Source organism: uncultured Tateyamaria sp. (assembly GCF_947503465.1).
In the GTDB taxonomy this organism is placed as follows: Bacteria; Pseudomonadota; Alphaproteobacteria; order Rhodobacterales; family Rhodobacteraceae; genus Tateyamaria.
Window position 1 is genome coordinate 61,012 of record NZ_CANNDN010000003.1, and the last position, 19,446, is coordinate 80,457.

Consider the following 19,446-nt stretch of genomic DNA (forward strand, 5'->3'; position numbering starts at 1 on the left):
TGTCCGGATATGGGCGGGCGCGCAGATACGACAAAGCTTCGCACGACGCCACAACGCAGTTGTCCGCGTTACCCGCTTTCGCCCACCACGATCACCTCAACCCGGCGGTTCATCTCGCGGCCTTCTGCCGTCAAGTTGCTGGCGACCGGCGACAGATAACCCATGCCGCCTGCCTCGACCCGGTCGGGCGCGACGTTGTACCGCTCTACCAGACGGTCCCGCACCGCGCTGGCGCGGGCGCGCGAGACGGCGATGTTGGCGTCCAACCCGCCCACGGTGTCCGTATGCCCCACCACCGCGATACGCAGGTCTGGGCGGTCAGTCATCAGTTGGGCGATCTGTTCCAGTTCCGGGGCCGGGCCGTCGCCCAGATTGGTGGTGCCCACCGCGAAATCGAGGCTGCGCAGGATGACCGATCCGGTGGCAAGAAGCCGTTGGCCCAGATCCGTGGCCGGTTCTGTCGGCGCCACGGCGGATGGCAGAGGCGCGGTTGCCGTGGGGTCGGGCGGGTCCAGTGTCAGGCCGCCACCCTGCCCGGAACCGACCTGCACCACCTGCAGATACCCCGCGTCCGGCGCGGTGCTGGTCAGCAGCCAGACCGCATCGCCCGTGTCGGCGTGCCGCGCGCTGATGAAATGGTAGGACCGGACATTCACATACATGTTGGGCGCAGGAAGAACGTCGATGGCAAAGCGAAAATCAAAGCCGCCGCAGGCATCCGCATCGCAATCCAGCAACAGGTCATAGCCCGCATCAATCACCTGGTCCCGCAACGGGGCCAGGATTTGCAACGGCGTAAGGCCCGGCGACGGCACGCGGTAACTGCGACGTTTGACCGGGCCGTCAATGGTCTGGGCCGCAACCGCGCCATCCGCAAAGGCCGCTATGGGCACTTCGGCCCGGTCAAGCACGCTGTCCCGTGCCGCCGTCTGCCGTGCGTTCGATGGCAGTTCGAGTTGCAGCGCCAGTGTCGGCCCTGCCAGAGCACAGAAAAGGGCCGCGAGCCTCAGGCGCATGCCTAGCGGGCCTGCCCGTGATAGTCGGGGTTCGGCTGCATTGCCGTGGCGCTGGCCACCCGGTTCGACATGTTGAAAAAGGCGGCCACGTTGATCAGGTCCCAGATGTCTCGGTCACTTAACCCGTGATCGCGCAGGGCCTGCCGGTCGCCTTCCATGATTTGTGCGGATTTGAGCGTGACCGCCTCGGCAAAGGCCAGCATGGCCTTTTGACGCGGCGTGACATCGGCCACCCGCCAGTTCATCACCAATTGTTCGCCCAGCGCCGGGTTGCCCGACAATTGCCGGACCGCGGCCCCATGTGCCGTGAGGCAATAGTAGCAGCGGTTCGTGGCACTGACGACCACCGCCACCATCTCGCGTTCCAGCTTGGTCAGGCCGCTGTCGGCCAGCATCAGGTCATTGTAAAGCGCGGTGAACGCGTTGAGCTTGTCGATATCGAACGCGTGCGCTTTCAGCACGTTCGGGATCATGCCCAGCTTGTTCTCGCACACGTCAAAGTACTTTTGCGTGGCCTCGGGCAATGGGTCGACCATGGGCAGGTCGAGGGCGGTGGGCTGATCTGTCATGTCGTCTCCTGAGCGGTGCGGTAATGATAGCCGCAGACCTGTTCAAACCCCAAGCCCTGATAGAGCGCGTTGGCCGGACCGTTTGCCGCCGTGGTCAGCACAGCGATGTGGGTGGCCCCGTTTTCAACGGCCCAGAACGCCGCGCGCCGCATGATCCAACCGGCCACGCCCTGGCGGCGTTGGTGCGGCAGCACCTCGACCGCGTGGACCATGGCGATGCCTTTGTGGATCGCGGCAAAACCGGTGCCTGCGGGTTTGTCCTTGTGCCGGGCAAGGATCGCCGTCTTGGTTCTTGCCCGGTGCATGGTAGCAATCCGCGCGGGGCCGATGCCGCCCTTGGCCCAGATGTCGTCCATGATCGCCAGCGGTTCCCAGATCGCGAAGGCCGTGACGCGGGGGATGGGAATGTCGGTAAGTGTGTCGACAGGCGCGATATAGCCATTGGTCGGGTCGACGATGGTGTAGCCGTTTTGGTCGAGCAGGTGGTCGAGCGCGTCTTCGCCCTGGCGGACCATGAAAAGCGGGGGCTGGCCGATGGCCCGCATGGCGTCTTCGGCCTGGGCAATGTCGCCGCCCGACCCGTCCGCCGTCGCGGCCGAGACCCGTTTGCCGCCGCCTTGTCCGTCCCGGATGGTCCATGTCCCAACGCGCGCCGTGGCGGCGGCAGGCCATGTGCCGTCAATGGCCGCGTAGAAGGCGGCGGGGGTGATCATTCGAGGACTTGGGCCGCCAGCACGCCCATCGCCGCGTCCACCTCGGCCTCGTCCGTGCCACGGATGACGACATTGGCGCCGTAACGGCCGTCTTTCTGGAAGGGGTAGCAGCCGATGCTGAGGTCTGGGTGCGCGGTGGCGAGGTCGCCCAAGGGGCCTGCGATGTCGCCTTCGCCCCGGTCGATGCGCAGCGTCTTGGAGATCAGCGGCGCCCCCCCGGTGAGCGTGGGCAGAACGGAGGCCACCATGGCCTGAAACACCGAAGGCACACCGGCCATTACATGCACGTTCCCGAGGGTGAAGCCGGGCGCGGTCGAGACGGGGTTGTCGATCAGCGTCGCGCCGTCGGGAATGCGCGCCATACGAAGCCGTGCGGCGTTCAGTTCGAGCCCGGATCTGGCGTAGTGCGCTTCGAGCAGCGCGCGGGCGTCGTCGCGGATGTCGATGGGCGTGTCGAAGGCCGCCGCGATACAGTCTGCGGTGATGTCGTCATGGGTGGGGCCGATGCCGCCCGAGGTCACGACGGTATCGTAGGCTTCCGACAGCGCCTGAACCGCCGCGATGATGGCGGCGGGGTCGTCGCTGACCACGCGCACCTCCTTGAGATCGATGCCGTGATCGGTCAATTGCCCGGCCAGATGGTGCATGTTGGCGTCGCGGGTGCGGCCCGAGAGGATCTCGTCTCCGATCACCAGCATGGCGGCGGTGGGGTTGGGCATCTGGCGCCTCCTTGCGTGTGCGGTCCGTGACGGTATAGGGCTGCGCCCATGCGCTTTCAAACCGAACTTGTCCCTGCCACGCTGATCCGCCGTTACAAACGGTTCCTTGCCGATTGCAGGCTGGAAGACGGGCGCGAGGTGGTGGCGCATTGCGCCAACCCGGGGTCCATGATGGGGCTGGCAGAACCGGGAATGCGCATCTGGCTGGAGCCGAATGACGATCCGAAGAAGAAGCTGAAATTCGGTTGGCGGCTGGTGGAACATGCGGACGGGCATTTTACGGGTGTCGATACATCCGTGCCCAACAAGGCGCTGCGCGCGGCCTTCGAGGCCGGTGCCGTACCCGGGTTTGAACGCTACGCCACCGTGCGACCCGAACAGAAATACGGCGCGAGCAGCCGAATTGATTTTCTGTTGCAGGGCAACGGCCTGCCGGACGCGTATGTCGAGGTGAAATCGGTGACCCTGTCGCGCCAGGTGGGACTGGCCGAGTTCCCCGACAGCGTCACCGCGCGCGGGGCAAAACACCTCGCGGAACTGGCGCGCATGGCGCAGGCCGGGCACCGGGCCCTGATGCTGTACCTGGTGCAACGCACCGATTGCGACCGTTTCACCCTGGCTGCCGATATCGACCCCGCCTACGCCGCCGCCTATGCGGCCGCGACGGGGACCGGGGTGGAAACCCTGTGTCTTGGCACCCATATATGTCCTCGGGGCGTGCAGGTTGGTGCCCCCCTGGCCGTGGTTCTTTGACCCACTAGCCCTTTTTGCCGCAGTGCAGTATATTATAGGCCTCAACGCCAATGGAGCGCGCTTTGGACCACGAACCCCGCGGCCGTCTGACCAAGGATGGCATCCGCATCTATGACCCTTCCGACTTTGCCGGCATGCGCGCGGCAGGTCAGCTTGCGGCCGAGATTCTGGACGCGATGTCGGATCATGTGTTTCCCGGCCAGACCACCGGTGCCATCGACAAAGTCATCACCGACATGGTCGAGGCCGCAGGAGCCACATCGGCCACCATCGGCTACAAGGGCTACAAGCACGCCAGCTGTATCAGCGTGAACCACGTGGTGTGCCATGGCATCCCTGGCGACAAGGTGCTCAAGGACGGCGATATCCTGAACATCGACGTGACCGTGATCGTGGATGGCTGGTTTGGCGACACGTCCCGCATGTTCGTGGCGGGCAAGCTGCCCCGCAAGGCGGAACGTCTGATCGAGATCACCCATGACAGTCTGATGCGCGGGATCGAGGCGGTGAAACCCGGCAACACCTTTGGTGACATCGGCCACGCCATCCAGAGCTTTGTCGAGGCGCATCGCATGTCGGTCGTGCGTGATTTCTGCGGTCACGGCCTGGGCCGGGTGTTCCATGCGCCGCCCAACGTTCTGCATTATGGCCGCCCCGGCACCGGCGCAGTGCTGGAGCCGGGCATGTTCTTCACCATCGAGCCGATGGTGAACCTGGGCCGTGCCGAAACCAAGACCCTGGCCGATGACTGGACCGCCGTGACCCGCGACAAGTCGCTGTCGGCGCAGTTCGAGCATTCGGTTGGCGTGACAGAGGACGGGTGCGAGATCTTTACCCTGTCGCCCGGTGGCAGGTTTCATCCGACATATGGGTGAGCGGTGCGCAGGGACTGCGCACCCTACGCAACCTCGAGCAATGTGACATGCGTGCTGCCGTACCGACGGTGATCCAGCAGCGCGTAGCCTGCGGGCGCGTCCATGGGTGCGTCTTCTTCCCAGATGATCAACGCATCACCCGTACACCACGGGCGGATCGCAAGCAGTGCCTTCGTCCCCATGCCCTTGCCATAGGGCGGATCAAGAAAGACAAGATCGAAGGGCCCCCTGTCCGACGCCCCCGGCCTGGTTGCATCCATACGCAGCAGCCTGGCCTGCGCGCCCGCGTCCAGCTTCTTGATGTTCTCAGCAATCAGCGTTTGCCCGACGCGCCCATTTTCCACGAAAGTGGCCTGGGCCGCGCCGCGCGACAGCGCCTCGAACCCCAGCGCGCCGGTGCCTGCAAAAAGGTCCAGCACCTTTGCGCCCTCAATCACATCGCGGTGGGTGAGCATGGAAAACATGCTTTCGCGCACCCGGTCCGGCGTGGGGCGCAGATGCGCGCCCGGGTCACCCTTGCCCACAGTGGCAAGCCGCACGCCCCGCCAGCGGCCCGCGATGATCCTCACCTGAGCATGGCCTTCAGGTCGCCCGCGGGGTCCGCCACGACGTCCGGGTCCGCTGTCTTGCCCGCTTCGATCAGGCGCTTCCCGATCATGTAGGCGCGCGGGTCGTTGGCGGCGTCCACGGCCAGCAACGTGTCGCCTGCGTAATACCAGAAGGACTTGGCGGCACCGCCGTCGCGTGTGACCACGCGGTCGTAGCCTGTGTTCAGCCCCGCGATTTGCAGTTTGACGTCGAATTGGTCGGACCAGAACCAGGGCCGCGCCGCGTAATCCTTTGCCGCCCCCATGATGTTTTCGGCCACGCATTCCGCCTGGTCAATCGCGTTCGGCACGGATTCGAGGCGGATGCGCTGGCCCTTGTACGGAAAGGACGCGCAATCGCCCGCGGCCCAGACATGGGGGCAAGAGGTACGCCCCTGCGCATCCGTCGCGATGCCGTTGTCAATGGTGATGCCCGCCGCCTCTGCCAGGGCGGTCGCGGGGGTGATGCCGACGCCCACGATCACAAGGTCCACGGCCAACGTGGTGCCGTCCGTCAGATCCGCACCCGAAACCGTGCCGTCACCGGTCAGGCGGGTCAGCCCGACGCCTTCGCGCAGATCGACCCCGTGAGAGGTGTGCAGATCGCGGAAATAGGCGCTTGTTTCTGGCGCTGCGACCCGTTGCAGGATGCGGTCGGCCATTTCGACCAGCACCACGTTCAGACCCAGCTTGCAGCAGACCGCCGCCGCCTCGAGCCCGATATAGCCGCCGCCGACGATCAGCGCCGTTTTGCCGGACGCGCACCATGGCGCCATGGCATCGACATCGGCAAGGTCGCGGACCGTGAATACGCCGTCCAGATCCCCGCCGATGGAGGCAGGCAAGCGACGGGGGAACGAGCCCGTGGTCAACACCAGGTCGGTGTAGTCGAGCGTGTCGTCGCCCACCGCCACCGTCCGGGCAGAGATGTCGATGGCAGTGACCTCTTCGCCGGTGCGTACGGTGATATTGTTCTCGGCATAAAAGCTGTCGGGCCGCAGGAACATCCGGTCCAGCGGCATATCCCCCAGCAGATAGGCCTTGGACAGGGGCGGGCGTTGGTAGGGCAGCGCCGGTTCGGACCCGATCAGGGTGATCTGCCCGTCAAAGCCCCCATTGCACAGCTTGGCCACGCAGGACGACCCCGCCTGCCCTGCGCCGATCACCACCACATGGCTATTGCCCATCACCTTTGCCCTCGCCCTTTGCCGTTGTGCAGCCTATATCGCAGGGGAACACAGACGCAATTCCAAGAAAGGCACATTCCATGGCTATTTCCGTAGGTGACACCCTGCCCGACGCATCGCTGGTCTATCTGGGGGACGAAGGGCCCGCACAGGTGCAGCTGAGCGAGAAGACCAAGGGCCGCAAGGTCGTGATCTTTGCCCTGCCCGGCGCCTATACGGGCGTGTGCAGCACCGCCCACGTGCCCAGCTTTGTCCGGACCAAGGACCAGTTCGATGCCAAGGGCGTGGACGAGATCATCTGCATCAGCGTGAACGACCCCTTCGTGATGAAAGCCTGGGGCGAAAGCACCGGGGCCGAGGCCGCGGGCATCACCTTTCTGGGCGATGCCGAGGCGGCGTTCACCAAGGCGATGGGTCGCGATTTCACCGCGCCGCCCGCGGGTCTGATCAACCGGTCCAAGCGTTATGCGATGGTGGTCGAGGACGGCACCGTGACCGTATTGCAGGAAGAGGAAAACCCCGGCGTTTGTGACGTGTCAGGCGGTGAGGCGCTGCTTGAGGCGATGTGATCCGCGCCATGTCAGGATGACGCAAAAGGCCCCCGATCCGGGGGCCTTTTTCAATTGGATCACTCTGCGGCCTGGACAATCGTCCGGGTGGGAAACGGGATGTCGACCCCGGCCGCATCCAGGGCTTCCTTCACCTTGCGCTTCATGTCGGCCTGGTACTGGAAGTAGACCGCGCTGTCGCACCAGACCCGCACCAGGAAATCGACCGAACTGTCGCCAAGGTTGTTCACCTGAATGAACGGCTCTGGGTCCGACCTGGACCGCTCGTCCGCCATGATCGTGTGACGGATGACATCCTCTGCCTGTTTGAGGTTCACGCCATAGCCCACGCCAAAGGTCCATTCGGCCCGGCGGGCGGGATAGACGGAGTAGTTGGTGATCACGTTGCCCCACACTTCGGAATTGGGGATGATCACCTGCACGTTGCCCAGATCGGCCAATTCGGTGAAGTTCAGCGTCACATCCTTGACCGTCCCCATCTTGCCCGCCACATCCACGAAATCCCCGATCTTGAGGGGACGGAACAGGATCAGCATCACACCTGCCGCCACGTTGGACAGTGTCCCTTGCAAGGCCAGGCCGATGGCGAGGCCCGCCGCACCCACCGCGGCCACGACGGACGTCGTCTGCACCCCGAATGTGTTCAGCACGATCAGGAACGTGAACCCCAGCACCACGTAGCGCAGGATCGAGCCCAGGAAGTTGAACAGCGTGTCGTCCAGATGTTTGCTGCGCAGCCCGATCCGCGTGACGCGGCGGCCCAGCCACGCGGCAATGATCCAGCCAACGATCAGGATCGTGATCGCAGCCAGCACAGAGCCCACGATCGAGGCCAGGAATTCCAGCGACAGGTAGTCGCCAAGCGTTTTGCCTTGCCACACTTCGGTGGCAAGCAGGTCGTTGATGTAATCCATGATCTAGCCCGCCAGACTGTCCAATTTGCGGGCCAATTTCACATCCAGCGTGCTGAGGCCGCCCACGTCATGTGTTGTCAGCGTCACCTCGACCCGCTTGTAGACATTGAACCATTCGGGGTGGTGGTCCCATTTTTCGGCCCAGATGGCGGCGCGTGTCATCCACGCGAACGCCTCTACGAAATCGGCGAATTCAAACGTCTTGTGGATGGCGTCGCGCCCGTCGGTCACGGCCCATCCGGTGGCCAGCAGCGGATCCAGCAGGGTGCCCCGCGTCTCATCGCTCAGCTTTTCGGTCATTCCTGTTCCTCGATCTGGACCTTCTTGAAAGGCCCGTAGTCCGTGAGAATTTCAATCTCCTCTTCCACCGCCTCACGCTCGGCTTCGAGGTAGCGGGCGACAGCATCGGCAAAGCCGGGGTCCCCGATCCAGTGCAGGCTGTGGGTCTGTGTCGGCAGATAGCCCCGCGCCAGCTTGTGTTCGCCCTGTGCCCCGGCCTCGACCCGCGCCAGCCCGTGCCGGATCGCGATGTCGATGGCCTGATAATAGCACAGCTCGAAATGCAGGCAGGGATGGTGTTCCGTACAGCCCCAGTACCGGCCATATAACGCCTGTGCGCCGAAAAAGTTCAGCGCACCGGCCACATAGCGCCCGTCCCGTTCCGCCAGCACCAGCGCCATGTCATCGGCCAGCGTCTCGTGCGCGATGTCGAAGAAGCGGCGAGTGAGGTAGGGTGTGCCCCATTTGCGCGCCCCGGTGTCCTGGTAGAAGTGCCAGAACGCGTCCCAGTGTTCGGGCCGCAGGTCATCGCCCGTCAGCACGTGGATGTCGCCGCCGAACTCCTGCGCCTGACGGCGTTCCTTGCGGATGTTCTTGCGCTTGCGGCTGGAGAGGGTTGCAAGGAAATCGTCGAACGTGCCGTATCCGTCGTTCAGCCAATGGAATTGTTGCGTGGCGCGCGGCATCAGGCCCAGAGCCGCGCCAAAGTCGCGCTCCGCTTCGGTGCAGAAGGTCACATGCAGGGAACTGAGGTTGTTGGTTTCGCCCAGTTGTACCGCGCCTGACATCAGGCCGCGCATCCCCAGTTCGGGAAAGTCGGGATGCGTCAGGAACCTGCGCCCGGTTGCAGGCGTGTGCGGCACCGCGATCTGCAGTTTGGGATAGTAACGGCCCCCGGCCCGCTCGAATGCGTGCGCCCAGTTGTGATCAAAGATGTATTCGCCCTGGCTGTGGTTCTTGGCGTACATCGGCGCGAACCCGATGGTCCGCCCACCTGCCACGGCCTGCAAGTATTGCGGCTGCCAGCCGGTGCCGGGCCCGACCGAATTGCTGTCTTCCAGCGCCTTCAGGAACCGGTGCGTTGTGAAGGGGTCATTTGGCCTGCCGCCCGCTGCTGCCTCGGGACAGGCGCAGGCATCCCATTCGGCCTCCGGGATCTCGGAAAGGCTTGGCACCACACGAATTTCTATTTCTTGCTCGGACACCTGAGGCCTTTTCTGCTCATCGTTCCAGAATGTGTGTCGCGCGGGCCAAGGTTCAACCGGGATGGGGCGCGCGGTAGCCTTCGAAGGTGATATTTTGCGCAATCTCGCGCGCCTGTGCCTCTTGCTGTGGCGACCGGACAGTCCAGCAGAGGATGTTTGCGCCCTGGGCTTTCAGCTCCGCCACGCGGGGGCGCGACAGGTCTGCGACCTCGTGGCTGATAAACGATGCGCCGACCCGGTCAAAATCGGGGATGCCGCGCAGGTGGTCGCGGGAGCTTTCGTTCAGTGGCCAGTCGCTTGCGGCATAGGAACTGGTGACGATGCCGCGCGGGATGCCGGGGCAGAGTTCCGCCATGCGCGCCACGCTGTGCGGGTTGAAGGACATGAGCGCCACGGGGCCTGTGTAGCCCGCCAGCGCGTCCGCCGTGGCCTGTTCCAGCGGGCCGATCCCCTCGCCCATGGCCCCGTCCTGGTCCTTGATCTCGATCAGCAGGGGGACCTGGCCCGCGACGAGGTGCAGGATTTCAGGCAGGGTCGGGATGCCTTCGTCCCCGCCCTTGAGCGGCGTTTCGGAAAGTGTCCCCGCGGGGACAACGCGCACCGGACCCGTACCATCGGCCAGCCGGTCAAGCGCGTAGTCGTGGAACACCATCGCCTGATTGTCGGCGCTGAGTTGCACGTCGATCTCGATCCCGTAGCCCTGGCTGATCGCGGCGCGGATGGCGGCGCGGCTGTTTTCGGGGCGACCATCGGTCACGTCGTGCAACGCCCGGTGCGCGAGCGGTGCGCCAAGGAAGGCGGCGGGCAGACGCGGGGTCATTTGATCTGGAAGATGCCTTCGATCTCGACTGCGACGCCCAGCGGCAAGGCGGCGGCCGACACCGCAGAGCGGCTGTGCCGCCCCGCGTCGCCCAACGCTTCGACAAGGAAGTCCGAGGCGCCGTTGATCACTTGGGGTTGGTTCGTGAAGTCAGCCGTCGAGTTCACAAAGCCCGTCAATTTGATCACCCTTGCAAGGCGGTCGATGTCCCCGCCACAGGCGGCCTTGACCTGCGCGAGAAGACTGATGGCGCAGGTTTTGGCGGCTGCGGCCCCGTCCTCGACCTCCATGTCCGCGCCCAGCTTGCCGGTGATCAGGCCATCCGGCCCGTTGGAAATCTGGCCCGAGACATAGACGATGTCGCCCACTTGCACGAAGGGCACGTAGTTGGCGGCGGGGGCTGGGGCGTCGGGCAGGGTCACGCCAAGCTCGGACAGGCGGGCTTCGATGGACATCGGGTTCTCCTTTGAACGGTTTGCGCGGACGCTAGACCGCCCGCGCGCGCCTGAAAAGGGCCGATGTCAGGATTCGCGGAACGCGCGGTTGAAGTAGTCGGCAACCGGCTTGACCAGGTAGGCCAGCGGCGAGCGGTCGGCGGTACGAATGAACGCCTCGACCGGCATGCCGGGGACCAGGACCTGGCCCTCGTTCAGCTTGTCGATCTCACCGGGGTTCAGGACAATTTCGGCCCGGTAGAAGCTGGCACCGATGTTTTCATCCTCGAACGCGTCGGCCGAGACTAGCGCCACCTCGCCCACCAATTCGGGTGTCGTGCGCTGATCCAACGCCGAAAACCGCAGGTTCACCGACTGCCCTGTCACGATCTGGTCGATATGGATCGGATCGACGCGCGCGGCGATCACAAGGGGGCGGTCCTGCGGGATCAGGAACAGCACCGGATCGGCGGCGCGCACGACCGAGCGCATGGTCTGGACCCGCATGTTGTAAACGATGCCCGACACGGGGGCGCGGATTTCCATCCGTTCGATATCTGTTAGCAGGGCCTGGCGCTGTTCGATCAATTCCAGTTCGCGCGTCCGCAGGTCGCGCAAGCGCGTGATCGCCTCTTCGCGCCGCCCCGAGGTGAGGCGGAGCACCTCGATTTCAATTTCGGTGATGCGCTGTTGGGACTGGGCCTTGGACGCGGCAAGTTCGCCGATCTGCCCATCCAGCGAGGCCTGTTGCCGTTGCAGGGCCAGCACGCCCGAGGCGGGCACAAGGCCCCTTTCAAACAGGCTTTCCTGAGCTTCAAGCTCCTGTTCGATCAATTCAAGCTGGCGCGCCATTGAGCGTTCCTGCGCCTCGATCCCCTTGATCTGGTTGCGCGTTTGCGCGGCGCGTTCGGCCAATTGTTCGGCCTGGCTGGCGATGGATTCGCGCCGGGCGTGGAACAGGTTTTCCTGACCCGTGATCAGTTCCCGCACATCCGGCCACGTGTCGGCCACGGCCAGAAGCGCGGGGTCAAAGGTGATCTCTTCCTTTTCGTCCCGTTCGGCCTCGAGCCTGCCGCGCCGGGCCATGAACTCGTAAAGCTGCCCTTCGACGATGGCGAGGCTGGACTGCATCTGTTTGACATCCAGCTGGATCAGCAGGTCGCCTGCCTGCACGCTGTCGCCCTCCTTCACCTCGATCTTGGAAACGATGCCCCCTGTCGAGTGCTGGACGATCTGCCGGTTCTGGTCGACCTCGATCCGGCCCGAGGCGATCACGGCGCCGGAGATTTCCGTCAGGGTGGCCCAGGCGACAAGCCCCCCCAGAAGGCCAAAAAGCCCAAAGAAGCCAAGGACAAGCGGCGTTTTTGCGGACCAGCGTTTGTCGCTCATGTCACACCTCCTGCGTTGGCGGGGGCCCGTTGGATCTGTTCGTGGTTCTTGACCATGGATTTCAGCACCTCATCCTTGGGTCCGAACGCCGTGCGTGCGCCGCCATCAATGACCAGCAGCAGGTCGCATTCCTGGATGGCGGCGGGCCGGTGCGCCATGATGATGACCGACCGGCCATCGGCCTTGGCGCTGCGAATGGCCTGGTTCAGCGCCTGCGTGCCTTCGTTGTCGAGGTTCGAGTTCGGTTCATCCAGCACCAGGATAACCGGATCGTCGTAAAGCGCGCGGGCAAGGCCGATGCGCTGGACCTGGCCCCCGGAGAGGCGTTGTTGCCCGGCGGTGATCCGGGTGTCGTAGCCGTCGGGCAATTCGAGGATCATCTTGTGGGCGTCGGCCTTTTGCGCGGCCGCCACGACCTTTTGATCATCCGGTGCCATCGACAGGCGAGCGATGTTTTCAGCGATCGTGCCGTCAAACAACTGCACACGTTGCGGCAGGTATCCGATGTGCTGGCCCAGCACATCCGCGGCGTATTGGTCCAATGCCGCCGAATCCAGGCGGATGGACCCGCCCGCAGGTCGCCAGACCCCGGTCAGGCATCGCGCCAGCGTGGACTTGCCCGCCCCCGAGGGGCCGATCACACCCATTGCATGGCCCGGCGGAAGATCGAAATTGAGGCTGCGCAACGCGGCCGCCTTTTCCCCCGGCGGCACGACCGTCAGGCTCTTGGCGACAAGCCGGGCCTTTGGTTTGGGCAGTTCGGTGCGCGTGGTGTCCGGGGCGACGGCACCCAGCAGATCCGCCAGCGCCGACCACCCCTTACTCGCCCGCTGCGCGACGGGCCATTGCGTCAGCATCAGTTCGACGGGCGCCAGCGCGCGGCCCAAAAGGATCGATCCCGCGATCATCGCGCCCGGTGTCATCTGGTTCTGAAGAACAAGGTAGGCGCCGACGCCCAGCATCGCGCTTTGCAAAAACAGGCGGAGCGTCTTGGTCAGCGACGTAAACCCGCCACCCACATCCGTTGCCTTGATCTGTTCATCAAGTGCCGTGCCGCGTGCCCGCTGCCAGCGATCAAAAGCTGCGCCGCGCATCCCCATGGCCTGCACCATCTCGGCCTCGATCCGCAATTGATCGGACATGGACGCCGCCACCTGACCGGCCTGACCGGCGCGCTGTTGCGGCAGACGCGACAACAGCTGGTTGGCCAGAGCAATCAGGATCAGCGTGCCGCCGCCAACCAGCGCCAGCACACCCAACCACGGGTGAAATATGAAGATCGCGGCTATAAAGATCGGCGTCCACGGCAGGTCGAAAAACGCCATCAGCACAGGCGAGGTCATGAACCTTTGGACGGCCTCAAGGTCGGCCAGACCGGTTTGTGTTTTCAGATCGGGCGCCACGGCCGATTTGCGCACCACCGCATCGAACACCCGGCGGTCGAGTTCGGACTGGAACCGGGCCCCGACGCGCGCCATGATCCGGCCCCGCGTAAAGTCGAGAATGCCCATGATGCCGTAAAGAAAGACCACCAGCAGCGACAGGGCGATCAGCGTCTCTTCGCTGCGGCTGCCCAAAACGCGGTCATAGACCTGAAGCATGTACATCGGCCCGGTCAGCATCAGCAGATTCGCAAACAGGCTGAACAGGCCCACGGCCCAATACAGTCCCCGGCTGTGACGGCGCACGGCACGCAGTTCGGCCAATCCGCGCTGTGTGAGTTCGTTTTGCATCGGCATGACTTCGCTTGTTTTCTGCTCAGTTTGTGTTTTTCCCACGATGGCGTATTTTGCCTGTCGCGCAAGTGCCACATGTACAAGGTTCCACCTGCGGCGCTATGGGCATTTAGAATTACCGCATTAATTACGTACCAAGAATATCCAGTGGGGATTTGCATTGTCTCTTTTTTGTCGCGTTCGGCGCGCTGTCGTTCTTTTGTTTGCCGTCGGATCGGTTGCCGCATGTGCTGCGTCGGGCCCGGCAGGTGTGCAGCCTGATGGCATAAATGACCCCTACGAGACGCAGAACCGTCGCGTGCATGCCTTCAACCGGGGGCTGGACCGCGCGATCGTGCGGCCGGCGGCCATCGGCTACTCCAGCGTGCTGCCGGACGAGATCGAGGACAGCGTCGGCAACTTTGCCCGCAATCTGGGCGAACCGTCCGTGGTGGTGAACAGCCTGTTGCAGGGCGATCTGCAAGGTGCAGGCATTTCCACCGTGCGCTTTGTCACCAATTCGGTGCTGGGCATCTTTGGCCTGTTTGACGTCGCCACCGATTTCCGGCTGCCGCAGCACGACACCGACTTTGGCGAGACATTGTTTGTTTGGGGCGTGGGTGAAGGTGCGTATCTGGAGTTGCCCGTTCTGGGCCCGTCGACATCCCGCAGGGCCACAGGGATGGTGGTGGACCTGTTCACCAATCCGCTCAGCTATGTGGTGGACAGTCCCGAGCGGTATTACGGCACCGTCGCGGCGGCGGCTTCCGGCCTATCGCGCCGCGGGCGGTTTTCCGACACTGTCGATTCCATCCTATATGAAAGCGCCGACAGCTATGCACAGGCGCGCCTGATCTGGTTGCAGAACCGCCGCTTCGAGTTGGGTGACACAGGTGCAGCCGCTGACATTGACCCGTTTGCCTTGGATACCGAGGGGTTCTGATCATGACCATGTACCGCCGCCATTTCATCGCCGCAGCAAGTGCCGCCGCCATGCTGCCCGCCCTGCCCGCCTTTGCGCTGGACGAAGCGGGGGCCGAGCGGCTGATCAATGCGCTTGTGGGTGACATCAACGGCGTCATCGCTTCGGGCAGGAGCGAAAGCGCGATGTTCCGCGATTTCGAGCGTATCTTTGCCCGCTACAGCGACACGTCCTATATCGCGGCCTACGCGATGGGAGTTGACGGGCGACGTGCCAGCAACGCGCAGAAGCGTGCGTTTTCCGATGCGTTCCAGGGCTACATCGCCCGGAAATATGGCCGCCGGTTCCGCGAGTTCATCGGTGGGCGGCTTGAGGTCAAGGGCGTGCGCAAGGTCAAGAACTGGTTCGAAGTGGAAACCACGGCCTTCCTGCGGGGCGAGTCGCCCTTTGCCGTGACCTTCCATGTGTCCAACCGGTCGGGGCGCGATCTGTTCTTCAACATGTTCATCGAAGGTGTGAACCTGCTGCTGACCGAACGGACAGAGATCGGCGCGCTGATCGACCGCAATGGCGGCGACATCGACACGATGATTTCGCAACTGCGCGGTCTGGGCTGAGCGCCCTAGCGGCTTTCCCCGGGGATGCGGTCATTCGGACGGGTCGGGCCGCTGCCGCCGCCCAGGATGTCCCGCACCAGCATTTCAATCAGCCCTTCGGTCGTGCGGGGAATGTCGCGCTGTTGCGATGGTGCCGGATCAGGCCGTGATGCGCCCACAGGCGCCTGCATGGGAAGCGGACGCGCCGGGACGCCCTCGTGCACCCGGATCATGGTTTCGCGCCAGATCTCGGCCGGCAGCCCGCCGCCGGTCACGCCTGTCAGGGGCGTGTTGTCATCATAACCCATCCACACCCCGGCCACGTAATCCGCGGTAAACCCCACAAACCACGCGTCCCGCGCGGCTTGTGTCGTGCCGGTCTTGCCCGCGATTTCACGCCCTTCGAACTGCGCCCGGGCGCCGGTCCCCTGGCTGACAACCTGTTCCATCATCCAGATCAGCTGGGCGGCGGCCTCGTCCCGGATCACCCGTTCGCCAATGCCGCCACCGGTGCCCATCAGCGGTTCGCTGTCGCCTTGCAGACGCAGGTCAACAAGGCCATAGGGCGTCACCGACGAGCCACCGTTCAGGATGCCGGCATAGGCCCCGGTCATGTCCAGGAGCGTGCTTTCGGATGCACCCAGCGCCAGCGCCGGCCCGTCGGCCATTTCGTTGTCGATGCCAAAGTCGGTGGCCACGCGGCGCACCAGTTCGCGCCCCACGCTTTCGGACACTTTGACCGCCGGGATGTTCAGCGACTGGGCCAGCGCCTGCGTCAGCGTCACCCGGCCCGAATAGGTGTTGGTGTAATTGCGCGGTGACCACGGCCCAGACCCGGGGATGTCGATCGTCATCGGTGCGTCCTCGACCGTGTCGAGCGGGGAATAGCCCAGTTCCAGTGCTGCCGCGTAGACAAAGGGTTTAAAGGCCGAGCCGGTTTGCCGTTCCGCCTGGATCGCGCGGTTGAACACGCCGGCGACGCGCGTTTCGCGCCCACCCACCATGGCCCGGACAGCGCCATCCGCGCTCATCACCACGATGGCGGCCTGCGCCTTGGACCCTTCGCGCACCTTGGTTTCGAACACCTGTTGCAGTGCCTCTTCGGCCGCGCGTTGCAGGCGCTGGTCCAGCGTGGTGCGGATGATCACGTCTTCGGTTGTGTTGCGGGTGAAAAACTCGGGGCCGGTCGACATGACCCAATCGGCAAAGTAGCCGCCCGCCTTGCGCCGGGCCGCGGGGGACAGGGTTGCCGGGTCTTGCTGCCACTGGGCCACTTCGGCGCTGGACAGGAATCCCTGTTCGCCCATCAGGCGCAGGACGGTCGCCGCGCGATCCTGCGAACGTTGCAGATCGGATGTCGGCGCCAGCCGGGACGGCGCGGTCAACAGCCCAGCGATCATCGCGCCTTCGGCCGGGGTCAGCGTCGCGGCAGGCTTGCCGAAATAGCGCTGTGCCGCCGCCTCGGCCCCGTAGGCGCCTGCGCCCATATAGGCCCGGTTCAGGTAGATCGAAAGGATTTCGTCCTTGGAATACTTGGCCTCCATCGCCATGGCATAGATGGCTTCCTTGGCCTTGCGCTGCAGCGAGCCACGGCGGCAGTCCGCGACATAGGCGGCTTCGGACTCCCAGTCCCGCGGATCGTATTCGACGCCAAGGCACAGCAGCTTGGCGGTCTGCTGCGTGATGGTCGAGCCGCCATGCCCCTGCAACGGTCCGCGCCCTTCGCGCATGTTGATGCGCACCGCACTGGCGACGCCACGCGGGCTGACGCCGAAATGCCGGTAGAACCGTTTGTCTTCGGTGGCGATCACGGCGTTCTTGAGGCCGGGGGACACGGTCCCCGCCATCACGGCACCGCCAAACTGGTCCCCGCGCCAGGCAAAGCGGGCGCCTTCGCGGTCCAGCAATGTGACCGAACCCCGGGCCCGCCCGTCGAGCAATTCGTTCACATCGGGCAGGGTTGTCCAGAAATAGCCGACCGCCAGCGCAATGGCCGCCGTCACCGTCAGGCCGACGCGCCAGGTGATCCACCAGACCAGCCGCACCACCCAGCGGACCAGGCGCACGAATATGTTGCGCGACGGCTTTTTCGCCGGAGCCTTGCGGCGTTTGACGGTCTTTTTGCGCGTGGCGGGCCTGGCCGCCTTCTTCGGGTAGCGACGATCGGCCACCAAGGGGCGCTTGCCCTTTCTTGAATCACTCATTGTCGACCCCTGCCCGGCCTTTTGTTTGCGCCAGCTTATCCGGTTTGATCCCTTTTGCCACGCCCCGCAGTGTCGCGGCGGCGGATTCTGATTCGTCTATTTTTTACGCACATATACCGATTTGCGCATTTTTTATGCACAGGCCGCGACATCGGTGGCAGGAATTGCGGGTCGGACGTTGGCCGCCCCATTCGTTTGCACTCTTTTCCCACACGTATTGCAGGACAACCTGCCAACGTAAGGGGACATGTGGTGAAACTCATCATTGCAACGATCAAGCCGTTCAAGCTGGAGGAGGTTCGCGAAGCGCTGACCGAGGCCGGTGTGCGCGGCATGATGGTCACGGAAATCAAGGGCTTCGGTTCGCAATCGGGCCATACTGAAATCTATCGCGGCGCGGAATACGCGGTGAATTTCGTGCCCAAGGTCAAGATCGAGATCGTGGTTGCCGCCTCAATGGCCGACCAGATCGTCGAGACCATCACGAAAACGGCCCAGACGGGCAAGATCGGGGACGGCAAGATCTTTGTCCTGGACGTCCAACAGGCCGTGCGCGTCCGCACCGGCGAAACGAACGAAGACGCTATCTGAGCGCTCCAACCTAGGGAAAAACGGAACAATGAAACTCACGAAATCTCTTGTTGTTGGTGCAGGCCTGACAGCCTTGCCGACGCTGGCATTGGCGCAAGACGCCGCCCCGGGCTTTGACGAGATCGGCCCCTACATCATGACCACGCTGCTGTTCCTTGTGGGCGGCTTTCTGGTGTTCTGGATGGCCGCCGGCTTTGCCATGCTGGAAGCGGGCCTGGTGCGGTCCAAGAACGTGGCGATGCAGTTGACCAAAAACATCGCGCTCTTTTCCATCGCGGCGATCATGTACTGGCTGGTTGGCTTCAACCTCATGTATCCGGGCGAATTCAACGGCTACTTCGCCCCGAACTTTGTCCCCACCGTGCTTGAGCCGGTAGGTCTGGCCGCTGCTGACGCGTCGCTGGATTATGCCTCTGTCGCGTCCGACTTCTTCTTCCAGTTGATGTTCGTGGCCGCGACCGCTTCCATCGTGTCCGGCGCGCTGGCGGAACGGATCAAGCTGTGGCCCTTCCTGATCTTTGTCGTCGTTCTGACCGGCATCCTGTACCCGATTACCGGTTCGTGGAAATGGGGCGGTGGCTGGCTCGACACGTTGGGCTTTTCCGACTTTGCCGGCTCGACCATCGTGCACTCGGTCGGTGGCTGGGCCGCGTTGGCTGGTGCCATCGTGCTGGGTCCGCGGATTGGCAAGTACAAGGATGGCCGGACCGTGCCGATGCCCGGTTCGAACCTGGCCCTTGCAACACTGGGTACGTTCATCCTGTGGCTGGGTTGGTTCGGCTTCAACGGTGGGTCGCAGCTGGCGGCTGGTACCGTGGGCGACATCACAGACGTGGGCCGCATCTTTGCCAACACCAACATGGCGGCCGCTGCGGGTGCCGTGACCGCGCTGATCCTGACCCAGATCCTGTACCGCAAGCCCGACCTCACCATGGTGTTGAACGGCGCGCTGGCGGGCCTGGTGTCCATCACCGCCGAACCTCTGGCCCCGTCGCTGTTCGGTGCGCTGCTGGTCGGTGCCGTAGGTGGCGTGATCGTGGTCTTCACCGTGCCGCTGCTGGACAAGCTGAAGATCGACGACGTGGTTGGTGCGATCCCGGTTCACCTGTTCGCAGGCATCTGGGGCACGATTGCCGTGGCCTTCTCGGGTTCGGCCACCATCGGCGCGCAGATAACCGGCATCATCGCCTACGGCGTGTTCACCTTCGTCGCGTCGCTGATCCTGTGGTTCATCCTCAAGGCCGTCATGGGTATCCGTGTCAGCGAGGAAGCAGAGATCACTGGTCTCGACATGTCGGAACTGGGCATGGAAGCCTATCCGGATTTCTCAAAAGGCTGAGGTTCCTTCCCCTCAGACGAGAGAACCGACTGGCCGGGCGTTCGCGCCCG

21 protein-coding genes are annotated in these 19,446 nt (G+C 64.0%); 7 read left to right on the plus strand and 14 right to left on the minus strand.

The genetic code is table 11. The features are described 5' to 3' along the window. Positions 1-68: 68 nt before the first annotated feature. From Q0844_RS16140 to Q0844_RS16155, 4 genes are read right to left on the minus strand one after another with little or no spacing between them, the layout of a single operon-like run. Positions 69-1,016 carry an OmpA family protein gene (locus Q0844_RS16140; protein ID WP_299046934.1) on the minus strand — a complete coding sequence of 316 codons (948 nt, stop codon included), beginning with the start codon at positions 1,014-1,016 and terminating at the stop codon, positions 69-71. Positions 1,017-1,018: 2 nt separating this feature from the next. Beyond that, positions 1,019-1,585, minus strand: coding sequence for a peroxidase-related enzyme (locus tag Q0844_RS16145; RefSeq protein ID WP_299046936.1), 567 nt, complete (start codon positions 1,583-1,585; stop codon positions 1,019-1,021). Then, positions 1,582-2,298, minus strand: a complete 717-nt coding sequence (locus tag Q0844_RS16150; RefSeq protein WP_299046938.1) for a GNAT family N-acetyltransferase — start codon at positions 2,296-2,298, stop codon at positions 1,582-1,584. The genes Q0844_RS16145 and Q0844_RS16150 overlap by 4 nt, the downstream gene beginning before the upstream one ends. Beyond that, on the minus strand, positions 2,295-3,017 hold the full coding sequence (locus Q0844_RS16155; RefSeq protein ID WP_299046940.1) for a molybdopterin-binding protein: 723 nt from the start codon (positions 3,015-3,017) through the stop codon (positions 2,295-2,297). The genes Q0844_RS16150 and Q0844_RS16155 overlap by 4 nt, the downstream gene beginning before the upstream one ends. A 48-nt stretch (positions 3,018-3,065) precedes the next feature. Here Q0844_RS16155 and sfsA point away from each other — a divergent pair, with 48 nt between their 5' ends. Further along, the gene (gene sfsA / locus Q0844_RS16160) at positions 3,066-3,770 is read left to right on the plus strand and encodes a DNA/RNA nuclease SfsA (RefSeq protein ID WP_299046941.1); all 705 of its coding nucleotides are present in this window, start codon (positions 3,066-3,068) and stop codon (positions 3,768-3,770) included. Positions 3,771-3,820: 50 nt separating this feature from the next. After that, positions 3,821-4,645 carry a type I methionyl aminopeptidase gene (gene map, locus Q0844_RS16165; protein ID WP_299046943.1) on the plus strand — a complete coding sequence of 275 codons (825 nt, stop codon included), beginning with the start codon at positions 3,821-3,823 and terminating at the stop codon, positions 4,643-4,645. 23 nt (positions 4,646-4,668) lie between these two features. On the opposite strand, the gene rsmD is transcribed toward map, so the two are convergent. After that, the gene (gene rsmD / locus Q0844_RS16170; RefSeq protein ID WP_299046945.1) at positions 4,669-5,214 is read right to left on the minus strand and encodes a 16S rRNA (guanine(966)-N(2))-methyltransferase RsmD; all 546 of its coding nucleotides are present in this window, start codon (positions 5,212-5,214) and stop codon (positions 4,669-4,671) included. Further along, positions 5,211-6,419 carry an FAD/NAD(P)-binding oxidoreductase gene (locus tag Q0844_RS16175; RefSeq protein WP_299046947.1) on the minus strand — a complete coding sequence of 403 codons (1,209 nt, stop codon included), beginning with the start codon at positions 6,417-6,419 and terminating at the stop codon, positions 5,211-5,213. The genes rsmD and Q0844_RS16175 overlap by 4 nt, the downstream gene beginning before the upstream one ends. A gap of 80 nt (positions 6,420-6,499) precedes the next feature. Between Q0844_RS16175 and Q0844_RS16180 the strand changes: the two genes are divergently transcribed. Beyond that, positions 6,500-6,988: a peroxiredoxin gene (locus Q0844_RS16180; RefSeq protein WP_299046950.1), complete on the plus strand. Its 489-nt coding sequence runs from the start codon at positions 6,500-6,502 to the stop codon at positions 6,986-6,988. 59 nt (positions 6,989-7,047) lie between these two features. Here the strand turns inward: Q0844_RS16180 and Q0844_RS16185 are convergent, their stop codons facing one another. The 7 genes from Q0844_RS16185 to Q0844_RS16215 all read right to left on the minus strand — a co-directional run bounded on the left by Q0844_RS16185 (position 7,048) and on the right by Q0844_RS16215 (position 13,762). Further along, positions 7,048-7,902, minus strand: coding sequence for a mechanosensitive ion channel domain-containing protein (locus tag Q0844_RS16185; protein WP_299046951.1), 855 nt, complete (start codon positions 7,900-7,902; stop codon positions 7,048-7,050). 3 nt (positions 7,903-7,905) lie between these two features. Then, positions 7,906-8,202: a 4a-hydroxytetrahydrobiopterin dehydratase gene (locus Q0844_RS16190; protein ID WP_299046953.1), complete on the minus strand. Its 297-nt coding sequence runs from the start codon at positions 8,200-8,202 to the stop codon at positions 7,906-7,908. Beyond that, positions 8,199-9,386, minus strand: a complete 1,188-nt coding sequence (locus Q0844_RS16195) for a GNAT family N-acetyltransferase (protein WP_299046956.1) — start codon at positions 9,384-9,386, stop codon at positions 8,199-8,201. The genes Q0844_RS16190 and Q0844_RS16195 overlap by 4 nt, the downstream gene beginning before the upstream one ends. A gap of 52 nt (positions 9,387-9,438) precedes the next feature. Further along, positions 9,439-10,206 (minus strand): glycerophosphodiester phosphodiesterase family protein, encoded by a 768-nt coding sequence (locus Q0844_RS16200; protein WP_299046959.1) that lies wholly within the window; start codon positions 10,204-10,206, stop codon positions 9,439-9,441. Next, complete coding sequence (locus Q0844_RS16205; protein WP_299046962.1) at positions 10,203-10,661, minus strand: RidA family protein; 459 nt, start codon at positions 10,659-10,661, stop codon at positions 10,203-10,205. Before Q0844_RS16205 ends, Q0844_RS16200 begins: the two co-directional genes overlap by 4 nt. A gap of 66 nt (positions 10,662-10,727) precedes the next feature. After that, positions 10,728-12,029 carry an HlyD family type I secretion periplasmic adaptor subunit gene (locus Q0844_RS16210; RefSeq protein ID WP_299046964.1) on the minus strand — a complete coding sequence of 434 codons (1,302 nt, stop codon included), beginning with the start codon at positions 12,027-12,029 and terminating at the stop codon, positions 10,728-10,730. After that, entirely contained in the window at positions 12,026-13,762 is a 1,737-nt protein-coding gene (locus tag Q0844_RS16215; protein WP_299047951.1) for a type I secretion system permease/ATPase, read from the minus strand. The genes Q0844_RS16210 and Q0844_RS16215 overlap by 4 nt, the downstream gene beginning before the upstream one ends. Before the next feature lie 202 nt (positions 13,763-13,964). On the opposite strand from Q0844_RS16215, the gene Q0844_RS16220 reads away from it, so the two are divergent. Continuing rightward, complete coding sequence (locus Q0844_RS16220) at positions 13,965-14,687, plus strand: VacJ family lipoprotein (protein ID WP_299046966.1); 723 nt, start codon at positions 13,965-13,967, stop codon at positions 14,685-14,687. An 8-nt stretch (positions 14,688-14,695) separates the two neighbouring features. Then, on the plus strand, positions 14,696-15,283 hold the full coding sequence (locus tag Q0844_RS16225) for a phospholipid-binding protein MlaC (RefSeq protein WP_299047953.1): 588 nt from the start codon (positions 14,696-14,698) through the stop codon (positions 15,281-15,283). Positions 15,284-15,288: 5 nt separating this feature from the next. On the opposite strand, the gene Q0844_RS16230 is transcribed toward Q0844_RS16225, so the two are convergent. Then, positions 15,289-17,466, minus strand: a complete 2,178-nt coding sequence (locus tag Q0844_RS16230; protein WP_299046968.1) for a PBP1A family penicillin-binding protein — start codon at positions 17,464-17,466, stop codon at positions 15,289-15,291. 252 nt (positions 17,467-17,718) lie between these two features. On the opposite strand from Q0844_RS16230, the gene Q0844_RS16235 reads away from it, so the two are divergent. Continuing rightward, the gene (locus Q0844_RS16235) at positions 17,719-18,057 is read left to right on the plus strand and encodes a P-II family nitrogen regulator (RefSeq protein ID WP_039681805.1); all 339 of its coding nucleotides are present in this window, start codon (positions 17,719-17,721) and stop codon (positions 18,055-18,057) included. Between the two features lie 28 nt (positions 18,058-18,085). Beyond that, complete coding sequence (gene amt, locus Q0844_RS16240; RefSeq protein WP_299046977.1) at positions 18,086-19,396, plus strand: ammonium transporter; 1,311 nt, start codon at positions 18,086-18,088, stop codon at positions 19,394-19,396. Positions 19,397-19,446 lie beyond the last annotated feature (50 nt).

Excerpts from the sequence above, each read along its gene's own strand:
- Q0844_RS16205 (WP_299046962.1), bottom strand. The coding sequence starts at position 10,661 with ATGTCCATCGAAGCCCGCCTGTCCGAGCTTGGCGTGACCCTGCCCGAC.
- Q0844_RS16150 (WP_299046938.1), bottom strand. The coding sequence starts at position 2,298 with ATGATCACCCCCGCCGCCTTCTACGCGGCCATTGACGGCACATGGCCT.
- map (WP_299046943.1), top strand. The coding sequence starts at position 3,821 with ATGGAGCGCGCTTTGGACCACGAACCCCGCGGCCGTCTGACCAAGGAT.
- Q0844_RS16190 (WP_299046953.1), bottom strand. The coding sequence starts at position 8,202 with ATGACCGAAAAGCTGAGCGATGAGACGCGGGGCACCCTGCTGGATCCG.
- amt (WP_299046977.1), top strand. The coding sequence starts at position 18,086 with ATGAAACTCACGAAATCTCTTGTTGTTGGTGCAGGCCTGACAGCCTTG.
- Q0844_RS16200 (WP_299046959.1), bottom strand. The coding sequence starts at position 10,206 with ATGACCCCGCGTCTGCCCGCCGCCTTCCTTGGCGCACCGCTCGCGCAC.
- Q0844_RS16180 (WP_299046950.1), top strand. The coding sequence starts at position 6,500 with ATGGCTATTTCCGTAGGTGACACCCTGCCCGACGCATCGCTGGTCTAT.
- Q0844_RS16230 (WP_299046968.1), bottom strand. The coding sequence starts at position 17,466 with ATGAGTGATTCAAGAAAGGGCAAGCGCCCCTTGGTGGCCGATCGTCGC.
- Q0844_RS16175 (WP_299046947.1), bottom strand. The coding sequence starts at position 6,419 with ATGGGCAATAGCCATGTGGTGGTGATCGGCGCAGGGCAGGCGGGGTCG.
- Q0844_RS16225 (WP_299047953.1), top strand. The coding sequence starts at position 14,696 with ATGTACCGCCGCCATTTCATCGCCGCAGCAAGTGCCGCCGCCATGCTG.
- Q0844_RS16155 (WP_299046940.1), bottom strand. The coding sequence starts at position 3,017 with ATGCCCAACCCCACCGCCGCCATGCTGGTGATCGGAGACGAGATCCTC.
- Q0844_RS16215 (WP_299047951.1), bottom strand. The coding sequence starts at position 13,762 with ATGCAAAACGAACTCACACAGCGCGGATTGGCCGAACTGCGTGCCGTG.
- Q0844_RS16185 (WP_299046951.1), bottom strand. The coding sequence starts at position 7,902 with ATGGATTACATCAACGACCTGCTTGCCACCGAAGTGTGGCAAGGCAAA.
- sfsA (WP_299046941.1), top strand. The coding sequence starts at position 3,066 with ATGCGCTTTCAAACCGAACTTGTCCCTGCCACGCTGATCCGCCGTTAC.
- Q0844_RS16145 (WP_299046936.1), bottom strand. The coding sequence starts at position 1,585 with ATGACAGATCAGCCCACCGCCCTCGACCTGCCCATGGTCGACCCATTG.
- Q0844_RS16140 (WP_299046934.1), bottom strand. The coding sequence starts at position 1,016 with ATGCGCCTGAGGCTCGCGGCCCTTTTCTGTGCTCTGGCAGGGCCGACA.
- Q0844_RS16210 (WP_299046964.1), bottom strand. The coding sequence starts at position 12,029 with ATGAGCGACAAACGCTGGTCCGCAAAAACGCCGCTTGTCCTTGGCTTC.